This is a genomic window from Promicromonospora sp. NPDC090134, from assembly GCF_044746965.1.
In the GTDB taxonomy this organism is placed as follows: Bacteria; Actinomycetota; Actinomycetes; order Actinomycetales; family Cellulomonadaceae; genus Promicromonospora.
This window is the reverse complement of the sequence record NZ_JBIVCZ010000002.1, coordinates 101,723-115,973: the sequence shown is the minus strand read 5'-3', so window position 1 is coordinate 115,973 and position 14,251 is coordinate 101,723. Positions and strand designations below refer to the sequence as shown.

Sequence of the window (14,251 nt, the reverse complement as noted above, 5' to 3'; positions counted from 1 at the left end):
ATGACCTACCTCGAGCTGTCCGACCTGGTGGTCGGGTACGGCGGCAACGCCGTCTGCGCGCCCGTGAGCCTCACGCTGGGGGCCGGCGACATCGTCGCCGTGATCGGCGCCAACGGCACCGGCAAGTCCACCCTGCTGCGGACGGTGCTCGGCCTGCAGGAGCCGCTCTCGGGGACGGCGAGCGCCTTCGGGCACCTCGTGGACGAGCGGGAACGGCGCTTCCGCGCCCGCGTCGCGGGCGTGCTGGACGACGACGCGTTCTTTCCCGGCGTGACCGTCCGCGAGCACCTCGTGCTCACCGCCCGCGCCCACGGCGTGCCGGACGCCGGCGCCGTCACGGACCAGGTGCTCGACCACGTGGGCATCACGGGGCGCGGGAGCGCCATGCCGCACACGCTCTCGTCGGGGCAGCGCCGCCGGTTCCTGCTGGCGAGCGCTCTCGTGCGGCCGCGTGACCTGCTCGTGCTCGACGAACCGGAGCAGCGCCTCGACACCGCGATGCGGGCCCGGCTGGGCGACACGCTGCGCGCCGAGGCGGAGGCCGGCACGGCCGTCCTGTTCGCCACGCATGACGACCGGCTCCTGGCGGCGACCGGCGCGAGCGCGGTGCTCCTGTCCGACGACTCCGCCGTGCTGCTGGAACCCGCCGAGGCGCCCGGCGTGCTGGCGGGCTTCCGGTGACGGGCGAGGCGCCGGGCGCGGGGACCGCTCGGGGGGCCGGCGGCCCAGCCCGCACCCCGGTGCTCCCGCGGCTCGTCGGCCGGGACGAGGAGAGCTTCACCGGCGTCGAGCTGCGCCGGCTGACCGCGCGGGTGCGGGCGCACAACCTCCCGGCCGAACCTGGCCGGGTGGCGCTGGACGTCGCCGAGGTCGTGATCTCGCTCGCCCTGGTCGTTCTGTACCTGTGGGGCTTCGGCGGCCCGGTGCGGGAGCTGCTCGGCTCCGACGCCACGGCGTTCGGGCTCGGCCCGGGCCTCGTCCAGGCCCTCGTGCTGGCGCTCGCGGTGGTCGGGGGAACGTCGGTCGCGCTGCGCCTCGGCCCGGCCGGGCTGCCCGCCGCCGGCGTGCGCTGGTGGGTGCCGACGCCCGCCGACCGGCCCGGGCTCACCTCGCCGTCGGTGGTCCGCGCGGTGCTCAGCGGCATCGGCGCGGGCCTGGTCGTGGGTGGTGCGCCCGCGACGCTCGCCGGCGTCGACCCGGCGGGGATCGTCGTGGACGCGGTGCTCGGCGGCGCCGTCGGGCTGCTGGTCGTCGCGGGCGTGGGTGTGCTGCAGGTGACCGGCGCGGCGTCGGGCAGCGTGCCCGGCCGGGCGCTCGACGTCCTGCTCGCCGCCGTACCGGTGGCCGGTCTCGGCCTGGCGCTCTGGGCCCCCGCGTGGGCTGCCTGGGCCGTGCCGTGGAGCGTGCCCGTGGTACCGGCCGCGATCGGCGTCGTCGCCCTCGTGGCCTGGGTGCGTGGCCTGGACCGGCTCCGGGCGGGGGCGCTGCGCGCCCGCGCATCGGCCGCCATGCAGGCGTCGGCCGCCCTGCTCTCGCTCGACGGCGGCGGCGTCAGCCGGGCCCTGGGCACCGGGCCGACGGCGTCGCGCGCCTTCGCGTGGGTGCCCCGGGCTGCGCGCGGTCCGGTGGGCGCCCTGCTCGCCGCGGACGCCGCCCTCCTGCTGCGCTCGCCGGCGTCCCTCGCGGCGCTGCTCGCGCTGGCGTCCACCGGGGCCGTGGCCGTGCAGGTGCCCGCGCTCGCCGACGGCATCGGCCTCTGGGCGGTCCTGGCCGGGGTGGGGTACGCCGGTGCGCTCGCGGGGGCCGGTGGGCCGCGTGCGGCGGGGGAGAACCCACGGCTCGACGCCCTGGTGCCGCTCGGTGCGCGGACCACCCGCGCCGTCCGCACGGTGTGGCCGGCGCTCGCCGCGGGCGTCGTGCTGCTGCTCGTGGCCGTGGTCAGCGGGGGCGGGCCGTGGCTGGCGGTCGCGGCGCCCGCCGCCGTCGTGCTCGGGGCCGCCGCGATCCGGGCGGCCTACCGAGGACCGGTGCGGTGGGACGTGCCGATGATCGCCACCCCGGCGGGCGCGTTCCCGACCGGGCTGGTGCTGCACCGGCTCAAGGGGCCCGACCTGGCACTGCTCGGCACGATCCCGCTCGCGTGGTCGGTGGTCACCGGCGTGACCCCGGAGCTCGTCGTCGCGCAGGTGGTCGCGGCCGTAGCGGCGGTGTGGCGCGCGGCGCGCTGATCTCCGGCACCGGGCAGGCCGCGCCGTCCGTCCGTCCGCCCTGGCCAGCGGCATTCGGGCTCGGGTGTGTACGTGGCTGTGACCCGCGTCACTCCGTCTGTGGTGGAAGACCTTTACCCCCAGCAAGGAGAGTTCCATGGTCCAGACCACCCAGGCGCCGCCGCAGGGCGACCCGAACCACAGCCCGCACGAGGCGATCGACCTGGCGCAGACGCCGGCCGGCCGCACGGTCCGGCGGATCGGCCACGGCGGTGTGTTCGTGCCCGCAGACCCGGACGCCCCGGAGGACCCGAAGGACAGCACGGCCACGCTCATGCCGCGCACGGAGGCGGCGGTGCGTCGCGACCTGCGCGAGAACCGGTTCGACGCGACGACGTCGTTCGACTACCTGCTGCGCGACCTCGTACCGGAGTTCCCGGCCGCGCACCTACCGGTGGGCGATGACGTGGCCCGCACCCGGGACGCCCTGCTGCGCCTCGGCGCGGGCATGATCGAGGCGCCCGCCGGCACGCCGACGACGCCGCCCGCGCCGCCGCGCGACTCGACGATCCCCAGCATCTACACCTACTGGGGCCAGTTCATCGACCACGACATCACGCTCAACACGAACGGCCCGGACGACGGCAGCGGCCCCGGAGGCGACCAGGCCCTCGGCGACATCGTGAGCGAGCCGTTCCGTGCGTTCGCGCCCCGAGTGGTGCGGCGCAGCCTGCACAACGGGCGCAACCCGCTGCTCGACCTGGACAGCCTGTACGGGTCCGGCCCCCGGTTCGAGGGCGAGAAGGACCGCGGCACCACGCGCAGCGAGGCGGCGTACGTACCGAACTCGGCCAAGCTGCGCCTCGGCCGGATCGGCACCGAGCCGTTCGGACCGTTCTCGCTCGTGGCACCGGGCGACGACCCGCAGCGGGACCTGCCGCGCAGCACCGAGCCGGGCAGCGAGCGCATGCCGCTCGTCCCCGACAGCCGCAACGACGAGAACCTCGTGGTCGCCCAGTTCCACGTGGCGATGATCCGGTTCCACAACGCCGTCGTGGACTGGGTGGCGCGGCACGAACCGTGGAACGCGGTGACCCAGCGCGAGCTGTTCGACCGGGCCCGGGAGCTGGTGCGGTTCCACTACCAGTGGCTGGTCGTGCACGACTACCTGCGCACGCTGACCAAGCCGGGCGTGCTGGACTCCGTCCTGGCCATGGGGCCCACGCTGTTCCGGCCCGCGCGCCGGGTGTCGATGCCGCTCGAGTTCGCAGTGGCGGCGTTCCGGTTCGGCCACTCGATGGTGCGGGGTGCCTACGACTTCAACGTCAACTTCACGGGCAACGGCCCGGGCGGGGTGGCGTCCCTCGACTTCTTGTTCCGGTTCACCGGCAACGGCGGGCTGTCCCCGAACCCGGCGAACCCGTCGCCGGCGCTACCGTCCAACTGGCCGGTCGAGTGGCCGCGGCTCACCGACAAGGGCGACCCCCTGTCGTTCCGCATGGCCCGCAAGATCGACCCGTTCCTTGCGGACGGCCTGGGCCACCTGCTGAACGAGGGCAACGCGGCCGCCGAACCGATCAAGGCGCTGCTCAAGCAGCTCGCGCAGCGCAACCTGCTGCGCGGCTACATGCTCGCGCTGCCGACCGGGGAGGCGGTGGCGCAGGAGCTGCGGGCCCGTCCGCTGACGCCCGCGCAACTGCGGCAGAACGCGGCGCCCGAGGTCGTTGCGGCGCTGGACGACCTGGCCGGCACGCCGCTGTGGTACTACGTGCTCAAGGAGGCCGAGGTCCAGGGCAACGGCAACTTCCTGGGCGAGGTGGGCAGCCGCATCCTGGCGGAGACCTTCGTCTACCTGCTGCGGCTCGACACCGAGTCGTTCATGCGCCACCCCGGCGGCGACTGGACGCCCGCCTACGGGGTCCGGTTCGAGGACGGTCGCCTCGTCACGACGATCTCGGACCTCCTGGCGTTCGCCGGGGTCTTCCCGATCGGGCAGGACGAGTCCGGGATCCCGCTCTTCCGCCGTAACGGCGACGGGTACGCGGGCCACGACGGCGCGTGACCTGTCAGAGCCCCCGCACGTGTCAGACGCTCAGGTCACCCGGGTGACCTGAGCGTCTGACACGTGCGGGAGGGCTCACAGCTCCGGCGGCGGGCGGGGGCGTCAAGCACTGGTAATGTGGTACCGCCGTCAGAACGGCCGCGGATCCAGAGCGCCCCGGTGAATCAAGTCCCGGAGCACCGCGCAACAACACCGAAGGAGAGCCATGCCGCTCGACACTGCCACCAAGCAGCAGATCATTTCCGAGTACGGAACCAAGCCGGGCGACTCGGGTTCGCCGGAGGTGCAGATCGCGCTCCTCACGCAGCGCATCAAGGACCTCACCGAGCACCTGAAGGAGCACAAGCACGACCACCACAGCCGTCGTGGTCTGCTGCTCCTCGTGGGTCAGCGCCGTCGTCTCCAGGGTTACCTCAAGGGGATCGACATCGAGCGCTACCGCGCCCTGGTCGACAAGCTCGGCCTGCGTCGCTGATCATGCTTCCCACCAGCCCGGCCCCCCGTCGCGGGGGCCGGGCTGGTCTGGTGAGATGCTGTAGTACGACAACTGAACACCGCCGCCCGTGACCTCGTCCGGTCCTCGGTAGTGGCTTCCCGAGTCGCTTCCGCTCCACGCGAGCGGCGGCTCGGTGGGCCTCGATCGATGACCGTCGGGCACGGGGGCGTTCCAAGAGAACACCGAGAGAAGGAGGGCACCCGTGGAGGGTCCCGAGATCCAGTTCGCCGAGGCCGTGATCGACAACGGTCGCTTCGGCACCCGTACCGTCCGGTTCGAGACCGGACGCCTTGCCAAGCAGGCCGCCGGCTCCGTCGCCGCGTACCTCGACGGCGAGACCATGCTGCTGTCGACCACCGCGGCCGGCAAGCACCCCAAGGACCAGTTCGACTTCTTCCCGCTGACGGTGGACGTCGAGGAGCGGATGTACGCCGCGGGCCGCATCCCCGGCTCGTTCTTCCGCCGCGAGGGCCGTCCCTCGACCGAGGCCATCCTGGCCTGCCGTCTGATCGACCGCCCGCTGCGCCCCCTGTTCGTCAAGGGCCTGCGCAACGAGGTCCAGGTGGTCATCACCGTCATGGCGATCCACCCGGACGACGCCTACGACACGCTGGCGATCAACGCCGCGTCGGCGTCCACCCAGATCTCCGGCCTGCCGTTCGACGGTCCGGTCGGCGCGGTCCGCATCGCGCTGATCGACGGCCAGTGGGTCGCGTTCCCCAAGTACTCCGACAAGGAGCGCGCGGTCTTCGACATGGTCGTGGCCGGCCGCGCCGTCGGTGACGACGTCGCGATCGCCATGATCGAGGCCGAGGCCACGGACGGTGCGTGGAACCTGATCAAGAACGAGGGCGTCGCCGCGCCGACCGAGGAGGTCGTCGCCGAGGGCATCGAGGCGGCCAAGCCGTTCATCAAGGCCCTGTGCGACGCGCAGGTGGCGCTCGCCGGCCAGTCCGCCAAGGAGACGCAGGAGTTCCCGCTCTTCCCGGACTACCAGCCCGACGCGTACTCCGCCGTCGAGGCGGCCGTGTCCGCGCCGACGCGCGACGCGCTGACCATCGCCGACAAGCAGCAGCGTGAGAACACGCTCGACGAGCTCAAGGCGACCGTCCACGCTACGCTCGACGCCCAGTTCGAGGGCCGCGAGAAGGAGCTGTCGGCCGCGTTCCGCTCGCTCCAGAAGCAGCTCGTGCGCCAGCGCGTGCTGACCGACGGCGTCCGCATCGACGGCCGTGGCCTCGCGGACATCCGCACCCTCTCGGCCGAGGTCGAGGTGCTGCCCCGCGTGCACGGCTCGGCGATCTTCGAGCGCGGCGAGACCCAGATCCTGGGTGTCACCACGCTGAACATGCTCCGCATGGAGCAGCAGATCGACTCGCTCGGTCCGGAGACGCGCAAGCGCTACATGCACAACTACAACTTCCCGCCGTACTCGACCGGTGAGACGGGCCGCGTGGGCAGCCCGAAGCGCCGCGAGATCGGCCACGGTGCGCTCGCCGAGCGTGCCCTGGTGCCGGTCCTGCCGAGCCGCGAGGAGTTCCCCTACGCGATCCGCCAGGTGTCCGAGGCTCTCGGCTCCAACGGTTCGACCTCCATGGGCTCGGTGTGCGCCAGCACGCTGTCCCTGCTGAACGCCGGTGTGCCGCTGCGCGCCCCGGTCGCCGGTATCGCCATGGGCCTCGTGTCCGACACCGTGGACGGCGAGACCCGCTACGCCGCGATGACGGACATCCTGGGCGCCGAGGACGCGTTCGGCGACATGGACTTCAAGGTCGCCGGCACCAAGGAGTTCGTCACCGCCATCCAGCTCGACACCAAGCTCGACGGCATCCCGGCGTCGGTCCTCGCGGCCGCCCTGGGCCAGGCGCGCGACGCGCGCCTGACGATCCTGGAGGTCCTCGCCGAGGCGATCGACGTCCCGGACGAGATGTCCCCGAACGCCCCGCGCGTCATCACGGTGAAGGTCCCCACCGACAAGATCGGCGAGGTCATCGGCCCGAAGGGCAAGATGATCAACCAGATCCAGGAGGAGACGGGCGCGGACATCTCCATCGAGGACGACGGCACCGTGTACATCGGTGCCACCGACGGCCCCTCGGCCGAGGCCGCCCGCGCGGCGATCAACGCGATCGCCAACCCGCACGTCCCCGAGGTGGGCGAGCGGTTCGTCGGCACCGTCGTCAAGACGACGTCGTTCGGCGCCTTCATCTCGCTGTCCCCGGGCAAGGACGGTCTGCTGCACATCAGCCAGATCCGCAAGCTCGTGGGTGGCAAGCGCGTCGAGAACGTCGACGACGTGCTGTCCATCGGCCAGAAGGTCCAGGTCGAGATCGGCGAGATCGACCCGCGCGGCAAGCTCTCGCTGGTCGCCGTCACCGACGAGGAGGAGTCGGCCTCGTCCGACGCCGCCGAGCCGGCCGCCGAGGCCACCGCACCCGCGGAAGCCTGACATGACGTGGCACCTGCCGCTCGTACCCACGGGCGAGCCCGGTGCCGAGCTGACCGCCGGGCAGGACGGCGCGACGATCCGTCGCTCCGTCCTGCCCGGCGGTGTCCGTGTGCTCACCGAGAACATGCCGGGCCAGCGCTCGGCCACGGTGGGCGCCTGGATCGGCGTCGGCTCGCGGGACGAGACCGACGGCCATTTCGGCTCGACGCACTTCCTGGAGCACCTGCTCTTCAAGGGCACCGCGCGGCGCACGGCCATGGACATCGCCGAGGCGTTCGACGCCGTCGGCGGTGAGGCCAACGCCGCCACCGGCAAGGAGCACACCTGCTACTACGCGCGGGTGCTGGACTCCGACCTGCCGATGGCGGTCGATGTCATCTCCGACATGGTCACGTCCGCGCGCCTCGACACCGACGAGCTCGAGACCGAGCGCGGCGTCATCCTCGAAGAGCTCGCGATGAACGACGACGACCCGACCGACGTCGTGCACGAGCAGTTCTCCGCCGTCGTGCTGGGCGACCACGCGCTGGGCCGCCCCATCGGCGGCACGCCGGAGACGATCAACGCCGTCCCGCGCGACGCGGTCTGGGACCACTACCGCTGGAACTACCGTCCGGAGACCCTGGTCGTCACGGCGGCCGGCGGCATCGACCACGACAAGCTCGTGCAGCAGGTGACCCAGGCCCTGACCGACGGCGGCTGGGACCTCGACGCCGCGACGCGGCCGCGGGACCGCCGCTCCTCCACGGAGGACCGGGCCGGCGTGCCCGAGGCGGGCGCCGAGCTGACCGTGAAGCGCGCCGTGGAGCAGGCCAACATCATCGTGGGCTCCACCGGTATCTCGGCCACGGACGACCGGCGCTTCGCGCTGTCCGTGCTGAACGCCGTGCTCGGCGGCGGCATGTCGTCGCGCCTGTTCCAGGAGATCCGCGAGAAGCGGGGCCTGGCGTACTCGACGTACTCGTTCGCCTCGGCGCACGGCGGTCTCGGCACGTTCGGCCTGTACGCGGGCTGCGCGTCCGCCAAGGCGGACCAGGTCACCGAGCTGCTGGTCGAGGAGCTCGAGAAGCTCGCGAACGACGGCATCACGGAGGCCGAGCTCAAGCGGTCCGTGGGGCAGCTCTCCGGCGGCACGGTGCTCGGCCTGGAGGACTCCGGGTCGCGGATGAGCCGCCTGGGCAAGGCCGAGCTCGTGTACGGAGACCTGCTGTCGCTGGCCGAGTCGCTGGAGCGCATCCAGGCGGTCACGGCCGCCGACGTGCGGGACCTGGCGCAGGACCTCGCGGCGCGGCCGCGCTCGGTGGTTCGCGTGGGCCCGTTCGACAACTGAACCGCACCGCCGAGTGCTGGGTATTCGTCCTTCCGGAGGCCTCGGAAGCGCGAATATCCAGCACTCGGCGAGGAACTAGGGTGTAGATCGTGAGTGACATCAAGGTGGCCGTGCTCGGTGCGACCGGGCGCATGGGCACCCAGGCCTGCGCCGCGGTCGAGGCGGCGGACGGGCTCCAGCTCGTCGCCCGGCTCGGGCGCGGCGACACCGTCTCCGCCGAGACCCTCGCCGGGGCCGACGTCGCGGTGGACTTCACCGTCCCGGGCGTGACCGAGGCCAACGTGCACGCGGTGCTCGACGCCGGAGCGCACGCCGTGGTCGGCACCACGGGATGGGACGACGCCGCCCGCGCGCGGGTCGCGGCCCACCTCACGGACCTGTCGCCCGGGGGCCGGGGCAGCACGGGCGCGCTCGGCGTGCTGATCGCCCCGAACTTCGGCCTCTCGGCTGTGCTCGCCATGACGTTCGCCGCGAAGGCGGCGCGCTACTTCGAGTCGGCCGAGGTCGTCGAGCTGCACCACCCGAACAAGGTGGACGCGCCGTCGGGCACCGCCCGGCACACGGCCGCCGCGATCGCCCGGGCGCGCGCCGAGGCCGGCCGTGGCCCGTCGCCGGACGCGACCGAGACGGGCTGGGAGGCCCGCGGCGCCGACGTCGACGGGGTGCGCGTGCACGCCGTGCGGCTGCGCGGGCTCGTGGCGCACGAGGAGATCCTGTTCGGCAACGAGGGGGAGCAGCTCGTGATCCGGCAGGACTCGTTCGACCGGGCCTCGTTCATGCCGGGCGTGCTGCTCGCGATCCGCTCCGTGGTCTCCCGTCCCGGGCTGACCGTGGGCCTCGAGAACGTGCTGGACCTGTCGTGAGCGAGCCCGCGTCGGAGCGTCCGGGCGAGCCGACGCCGCCGTCGTCGCCCACGCCGTCGTCGCCCACGCCGTCGTCGCCCGCGCCGTCCGAGCCCGCGCCGTCGTCGCGCCGCAGGCTGCCGCGCGGGCTGCCGGGGGCCATCGCCGTGACGGCGCTGCTCGCCCTGTACGTGTGGCAGATCGCCGGGCGCGGCGTCTCGATGATGCGCACCGGCGAGCCGGTCCTGATCGCGATCGGCCTGGGCGTGCTGATCATCCCGCTGCTGGTCATCGGGCTGATCGCGCGTGAGTACTGGCTCGCGGCGATCGTGCAGCGCATGGCGGACACGCTGTTCGCCGAGGGCGACCTCCCCGTGGACGACCTCCCGCGCTCGCCCGGCGGACGCATCGATCGGGCGGCCGCGGACGAGGCCTTCGAGCCGTACCGGGCGGCCGTCGAGGCGACGCCCGAGAGCTGGCGCGCCTGGTACCACCTGGCCTTCGCCTACGACGCGTCCGGCGACCGGCGCCGCGCCCGCGAGGCGCTGCGGCGCGCGTCGCGGCTGTTCCGCACCGCCTGACGCCTCGCGTCAGGCGGCCTCGGACGCCGGTACGGCCTCCGTCCCCAGGTGCGTCGGCACCCAGCGCACCGCCACCAGCACGAGCCCGACGACGAGCAGCACCGACGTGAGCACGAACGGGTAGGTGCGGTCCATCCCGGACAGCCAGCCGGAGATCCAGCCGAACGGCGCCGCGGCGAGCATGATGCACGTGCGCTGGAGCGCCATCACGCGCGACCGCTCGGCCTCGTCCACGTGCAGCGCCACGAGGGACTCCGAGAGCATGAAGAGCATGCCCGCGCCGAAGCTGTCCAGCAGCAGGCACAGGCCGAGGAACGCGTACGTGGACGCCGTCGCGGCGCCCGCCGACGCGGGGATCGCGACCAGCACGACCTGCCCGGCGAGGTGCACCCCGAACCCCAGCAGCGTGGCGCGCCGGAGGTTCACGGCGGTGGTCAGCAGCGGGATGAGCGTGAAGAAGAAGACCACCGACAGCACCGAGCGGACCATCGGGAAGAAGGGCAGCAGCGCGTCCGGCACGTGCAGGTGCTGGCTGGCCACCACCTGCCAGAACGTGCCGTTGACGAGCGTGACCGCCGCCGTCAGCGCGGCCACGGCCAGCGCCAGCAGCGACCCGCGGGAGCGCAGCAGGAGCCCGAGCACACCGCGGTATCCGGCCAGGAGGCGCCACACGCTGTGCCCGCGCGTGGCGGCCATGCGGACCTCGCCCTGGCGGGTCTCCTTCGACCACAGGTAGAGCCAGACGATCTTCACCGCCATCACGATCGCGGCGTTGACGTACAGGATGCGGACGGCGGGCTCGAGCCCGAGCTGGGCGACCAGGACGGCGGCCAGCGGCGCGAACAGCGCCGAGCAGTCGGCCGCGACCTTGACCAGCGAGTAGATCCGGGTGATCTGGCCCCGCTCGGCGTCCTCGACCATGAGGCAGTCCCACGAGTTCTGCGTGACCTGCATGGCGCCGTTCACCAGCGATGCCGCGAGGAAGAACCAGAAGTTCTCCGCGAACGCCCACAGCAGGCACGGGATCACCCAGGCGATCACGTCGAACCACGCCGTCGTGGCGCGCCGTCCGAGCCGGTCCGTGATGATGCCGCCGGCCAGCCCGAAGCCGACCTGGGAGATCATGGCGATGGTCGCGAGCAGGCCGATCTGCTCGTCGTGCAGGCCCAGGGCCAGCATGAACACCGAGGCGTACGGCAGCACCAGGGCCATGGACAGCCCCCACAGCGGCTCGGTCCACACACAGGCGCGAGGGTTGCCACGGAGCTCGACGAAGGTCCGCCAGAGCGGGTTGCGGGTGCGGTTCACCGGGAAAGTGAAGCACCTCCGCGGCCCGGGTCGCGCCATGTTTCCACGCTGCGTTCCATGCAGACGAGGTCCGCCCGCTCGTCCCACGGGTCGACGACGCCGAAGCCCAGCCTCTCGTACAGGCCGATGGCACCGACGCGCCAGCTCCAGACCGAGAGCGCGACCGTGCCGAGGCCGGCGTCGGCCACGTGGTCCAGTGCCGCGCCGACGAGCCGCGAGGCCACGCCGCGGCCGCGCAGCGCGGGGTCGGTCCAGAGCCGCTTCAGCTCGGCGCGCCCGCCGGCGGACGTGGTCACCACGAGACAGCCGACGGCGGCGTCGCCGCTGTGCGCCAGCAGCACGACGTCGTCGGCGAACGCGGCGCGGGGGTCGTCGATCTCCGCACGGTAGCGGGCGGGCAGCGCGTCCGCGTCGCCGACCGGTTCGCCCTTCTCCGCCTCGGTCTGCAGGTGGTACGCGGTCAGCAGCGCCGTGAGCCCGTCGCCGGGGGAGCCCGGATCGAAGCGCCGGACGACGACGGGCGGGGCTTCCGTGCTGCTCAAGGTGGTGCTCTTCCGGTCGGTGCTCGGTCGGAGCTCAGTCGGTCAGGCTCGTCCAGCAGTACATCCCGAGCCGCTCGTCGGCCGCGCGGGCGGCGAGCGCCCCCAGGGACAGCAGCGCCGTGACGAGGGCTTGCGGGGAGACGGCGGGCGTCGTCGTGCCGGACCACTCGCGGGCGGCCTGGGCGAGCCGGGTCGGGCCGGCGGAGGCGAGGTCCTCCACGAGGGTCTGGGCGACCGTCACGATCCACGGCCCCTCCTCGCCGCCGCTGCCGACGAGCGCTCCGTGGCGCGGGTGCGCCGTGACCTCGGCGTACGGGCGGCCGGACAGCACGCCGGCCAGCCCGCCGAGCATCACGAACGGGTCCACGGCCGGCACCGCGACGGAGTCGAAGCGTGGCTGGTCGGTGCGCAGGTCGGGCTCGGACGGCCCACCGGGCGCGTGGAGCGCCGTCGCCGCCACCTCGTCGGTGGGTGCTGCGAAGTACTCCGTGCGGATCCCCATGCCGCCGATGGTCGCAAGGCCGTGTCACGGGACTGTCACGCGGGCGTGAAACCTTCAGTTCGCGTGCCGAACACGTCGAGGCCGGCCGTGCGCCCGGACGGCGTCAGATCTGGGCGGACCAGCGGTGCTCGACGACCTCGCGCAGGCCCGTCGCGAGCGTGCGGCTGCGGCCGTCCTCGCCGAGGCCGCTGGCCTTCAGGAAGGAGGCCCGCGCCGTGTCGTCGACCAGGGCCCAGGTCGTGACGGTGTCGGAACCGTCCGCGCGGAGCCGGTCGACGGCGGCCGCCAGCAGCCGCGAGCCGTGTCCGCCGCGCTGTGCCTCGGGCAGCACCTCGAGCGACAGCACCTGGCCGGGGGAGACGGCGGCGAACCCGACGACCTTGGGCCCCGCGAGCGCCACGAGCACGGTGAACCCCGGCCCGGGCGGCGACGTGATCGCCGAGGCCCAGCGCTCGCGCATGGCGGGCACGTCGAGCGCCTCGAGCACCCCCTCGCCCAGCACGCCGGTCGCGCGCCAGGACGCGACCTGCACGTCGGTCACCGCCGACTCGTCACCGGCGACGGCGGGGCGGACGGACACGTCTGCGGTCTCGCGGAACAGGGCCATCACAGAACCCTAGCGCCCGGCGGCCGCCCGCCGTCGGCCGCCCCCGGTGTTGACCACAGCGGTTGCTGCCACGGACGGCTCCTGTCTGGCAGCAACCGCTGTGGTCAACACCGGGGGCGTGAGTCCCAGGGCGAGCCGGAGCGTCAGCCCCAGCCGAGGGCGCGCAGGCCCGCGGCGGTGCCGGCCGCCAGGACCACCACCAGGATGAACGGGGCGCGCAGGGCCAGGGCCAGGGCCGCGACGGCGAGCGCGGGCACCCGGGCGTCGACGACGAGCGTGCGGCCGTCGGCGAAGCCCTGGACCATGACGAGCGAGACCAGCAGCGCCACCGTGACGAGCGTGGTGACGCGGGAGACGCGTTCGGAGGCGAGCCAGGAGCGCGGCACGAGGTGCCCGCCGAGCTTGAGCGCGAAGCAGGCCAGCGAGGCCACGAGCACGGTGGTCCAGAGGGCGGCGGTGGTCATCGGGCGGGCTCCCGGTCGGTCTCGTTCTCGGGGCTGTCGGTGGACGCCTCGCCGTCGGGCACGTCGTCGGCGAACACGTCGCCCGGCACGACGGCGGACGGCCCGCCGTCAGTCTGCGGCGCGTCCGACGCCGGCGCCGTCGGTGCGACCAGCCCCACGACGATCGCGACGGCGGCCGCGGCCAGCACGGGGATGCCGGGCGGCACGAAGGGGATGAGCGACGTGGTGGCCACGACGGCGAGCCCGGCCACGAGCTGGGCGCGGCGCGGGGCCAGCCGGGGCCAGACCAGGGCGAGGAACGCGGCGGCAGCGGCGGCGTCGAGCCCCCAGGCCCGCGGGTCGCCCAGGGCGTCGCCGGCGAGCGCGCCGAGCAGCACGAACGCGTTCCAGAGCACGAAGACGCCGATCCCGGTGACCCAGAACCCGATCCGGGACGCGGCAGGTTCGGGCTGCGCCACGGCGACCGCCGTCGACTCGTCGATGGTGACCTGCGCGGCGGCCAGCCGACGCCAGCCGCGCACCTGGAGCAGCGGCGAGACCACCGCGCCGTACAGGGTGTTGCGCAGGCCGAGCAGCGTGGCGGTGGCGATCGCGGCCACGGGCGTGCCCGCCGCACCGATCACGCCGATGAGGGCGAACTGCGAGCCGCCCGAGAACATCAGCAGGCTCAGGGCCATGGTCGGACCGAGGCCGACGCCTGCCGCGACGGACAGGGCGCCGAACGAGATGCCGTACAGGCCGGTCGCCACGGAGACGCTCACGCCCTGGCGGACGGCGGCCCGGGCCGCCGGGTCGGTGGGGAGGACCTTCACGTGGCGAGGCTACGTGGTCGCCGGCCCGGCCCGGCACGGCGCCCGCGTT

14 protein-coding genes are annotated in these 14,251 nt (G+C 73.6%); 8 read left to right on the top strand and 6 right to left on the bottom strand.

What is annotated here, in order from left to right:
* From ACIPN7_RS06965 to ACIPN7_RS06930, 8 genes are all read left to right on the top strand, one after another.
* Window positions 1-681, top strand: a complete 681-nt coding sequence (locus tag ACIPN7_RS06965) for an ATP-binding cassette domain-containing protein (protein ID WP_400539372.1) — start codon at window positions 1-3, stop codon at window positions 679-681.
* Window positions 678-2,228 carry a DUF6297 family protein gene (locus tag ACIPN7_RS06960; protein WP_400539369.1) on the top strand — a complete coding sequence of 517 codons (1,551 nt, stop codon included), beginning with the start codon at window positions 678-680 and terminating at the stop codon, window positions 2,226-2,228. Before ACIPN7_RS06965 ends, ACIPN7_RS06960 begins: the two co-directional genes overlap by 4 nt.
* Window positions 2,229-2,364: 136 nt before the next feature.
* Window positions 2,365-4,269, top strand: coding sequence for a heme peroxidase family protein (locus tag ACIPN7_RS06955; RefSeq protein ID WP_400539366.1), 1,905 nt, complete (start codon window positions 2,365-2,367; stop codon window positions 4,267-4,269).
* Between the two features lie 205 nt (window positions 4,270-4,474).
* Window positions 4,475-4,744 carry a 30S ribosomal protein S15 gene (rpsO, locus tag ACIPN7_RS06950; protein ID WP_020016810.1) on the top strand — a complete coding sequence of 90 codons (270 nt, stop codon included), beginning with the start codon at window positions 4,475-4,477 and terminating at the stop codon, window positions 4,742-4,744.
* A 223-nt stretch (window positions 4,745-4,967) separates the two neighbouring features.
* Entirely contained in the window at window positions 4,968-7,214 is a 2,247-nt protein-coding gene (locus ACIPN7_RS06945; protein ID WP_400539363.1) for a polyribonucleotide nucleotidyltransferase, read from the top strand.
* A 1-nt stretch (window position 7,215) separates the two neighbouring features.
* A complete protein-coding gene (locus ACIPN7_RS06940) occupies window positions 7,216-8,544 on the top strand; it encodes a M16 family metallopeptidase (protein ID WP_400539361.1) in 1,329 nt (442 codons plus the stop codon).
* Window positions 8,545-8,633: 89 nt separating this feature from the next.
* Complete coding sequence (gene dapB / locus ACIPN7_RS06935; RefSeq protein WP_400539359.1) at window positions 8,634-9,407, top strand: 4-hydroxy-tetrahydrodipicolinate reductase; 774 nt, start codon at window positions 8,634-8,636, stop codon at window positions 9,405-9,407.
* Window positions 9,408-9,523: 116 nt separating this feature from the next.
* Window positions 9,524-9,967, top strand: coding sequence for a hypothetical protein (locus tag ACIPN7_RS06930; RefSeq protein ID WP_400540402.1), 444 nt, complete (start codon window positions 9,524-9,526; stop codon window positions 9,965-9,967).
* Between the two features lie 9 nt (window positions 9,968-9,976).
* Here the strand turns inward: ACIPN7_RS06930 and ACIPN7_RS06925 are convergent, their stop codons facing one another.
* The 6 genes from ACIPN7_RS06925 to ACIPN7_RS06900 all read right to left on the bottom strand — a co-directional run bounded on the left by ACIPN7_RS06925 (window position 9,977) and on the right by ACIPN7_RS06900 (window position 14,202).
* Window positions 9,977-11,275 (bottom strand): MFS transporter, encoded by a 1,299-nt coding sequence (locus ACIPN7_RS06925; protein ID WP_400539357.1) that lies wholly within the window; start codon window positions 11,273-11,275, stop codon window positions 9,977-9,979.
* On the bottom strand, window positions 11,272-11,817 hold the full coding sequence (locus ACIPN7_RS06920; protein WP_400539354.1) for a GNAT family N-acetyltransferase: 546 nt from the start codon (window positions 11,815-11,817) through the stop codon (window positions 11,272-11,274). Before ACIPN7_RS06920 ends, ACIPN7_RS06925 begins: the two co-directional genes overlap by 4 nt.
* Before the next feature lie 34 nt (window positions 11,818-11,851).
* The gene (locus ACIPN7_RS06915) at window positions 11,852-12,319 is read right to left on the bottom strand and encodes a hypothetical protein (protein ID WP_400539352.1); all 468 of its coding nucleotides are present in this window, start codon (window positions 12,317-12,319) and stop codon (window positions 11,852-11,854) included.
* 103 nt (window positions 12,320-12,422) lie between these two features.
* Complete coding sequence (locus ACIPN7_RS06910) at window positions 12,423-12,926, bottom strand: GNAT family N-acetyltransferase (protein ID WP_400539349.1); 504 nt, start codon at window positions 12,924-12,926, stop codon at window positions 12,423-12,425.
* A gap of 143 nt (window positions 12,927-13,069) precedes the next feature.
* Complete coding sequence (locus tag ACIPN7_RS06905; protein WP_400539346.1) at window positions 13,070-13,390, bottom strand: AzlD domain-containing protein; 321 nt, start codon at window positions 13,388-13,390, stop codon at window positions 13,070-13,072.
* Window positions 13,387-14,202, bottom strand: coding sequence for an AzlC family ABC transporter permease (locus ACIPN7_RS06900; protein ID WP_400539344.1), 816 nt, complete (start codon window positions 14,200-14,202; stop codon window positions 13,387-13,389). The genes ACIPN7_RS06905 and ACIPN7_RS06900 overlap by 4 nt, the downstream gene beginning before the upstream one ends.
* Between the last annotated feature and the right edge of the window lie 49 nt (window positions 14,203-14,251).

Coding starts and splice junctions, on each gene's coding strand:
- ACIPN7_RS06965 (WP_400539372.1), top strand. CDS start 1: ATGACCTACCTCGAGCTGTCCGACCTGGTGGTCGGGTACGGCGGCAAC.
- ACIPN7_RS06915 (WP_400539352.1), bottom strand. CDS start 12,319: ATGGGGATCCGCACGGAGTACTTCGCAGCACCCACCGACGAGGTGGCG.
- ACIPN7_RS06905 (WP_400539346.1), bottom strand. CDS start 13,390: ATGACCACCGCCGCCCTCTGGACCACCGTGCTCGTGGCCTCGCTGGCC.
- ACIPN7_RS06955 (WP_400539366.1), top strand. CDS start 2,365: ATGGTCCAGACCACCCAGGCGCCGCCGCAGGGCGACCCGAACCACAGC.
- rpsO (WP_020016810.1), top strand. CDS start 4,475: ATGCCGCTCGACACTGCCACCAAGCAGCAGATCATTTCCGAGTACGGA.
- ACIPN7_RS06910 (WP_400539349.1), bottom strand. CDS start 12,926: ATGGCCCTGTTCCGCGAGACCGCAGACGTGTCCGTCCGCCCCGCCGTC.
- ACIPN7_RS06940 (WP_400539361.1), top strand. CDS start 7,216: ATGACGTGGCACCTGCCGCTCGTACCCACGGGCGAGCCCGGTGCCGAG.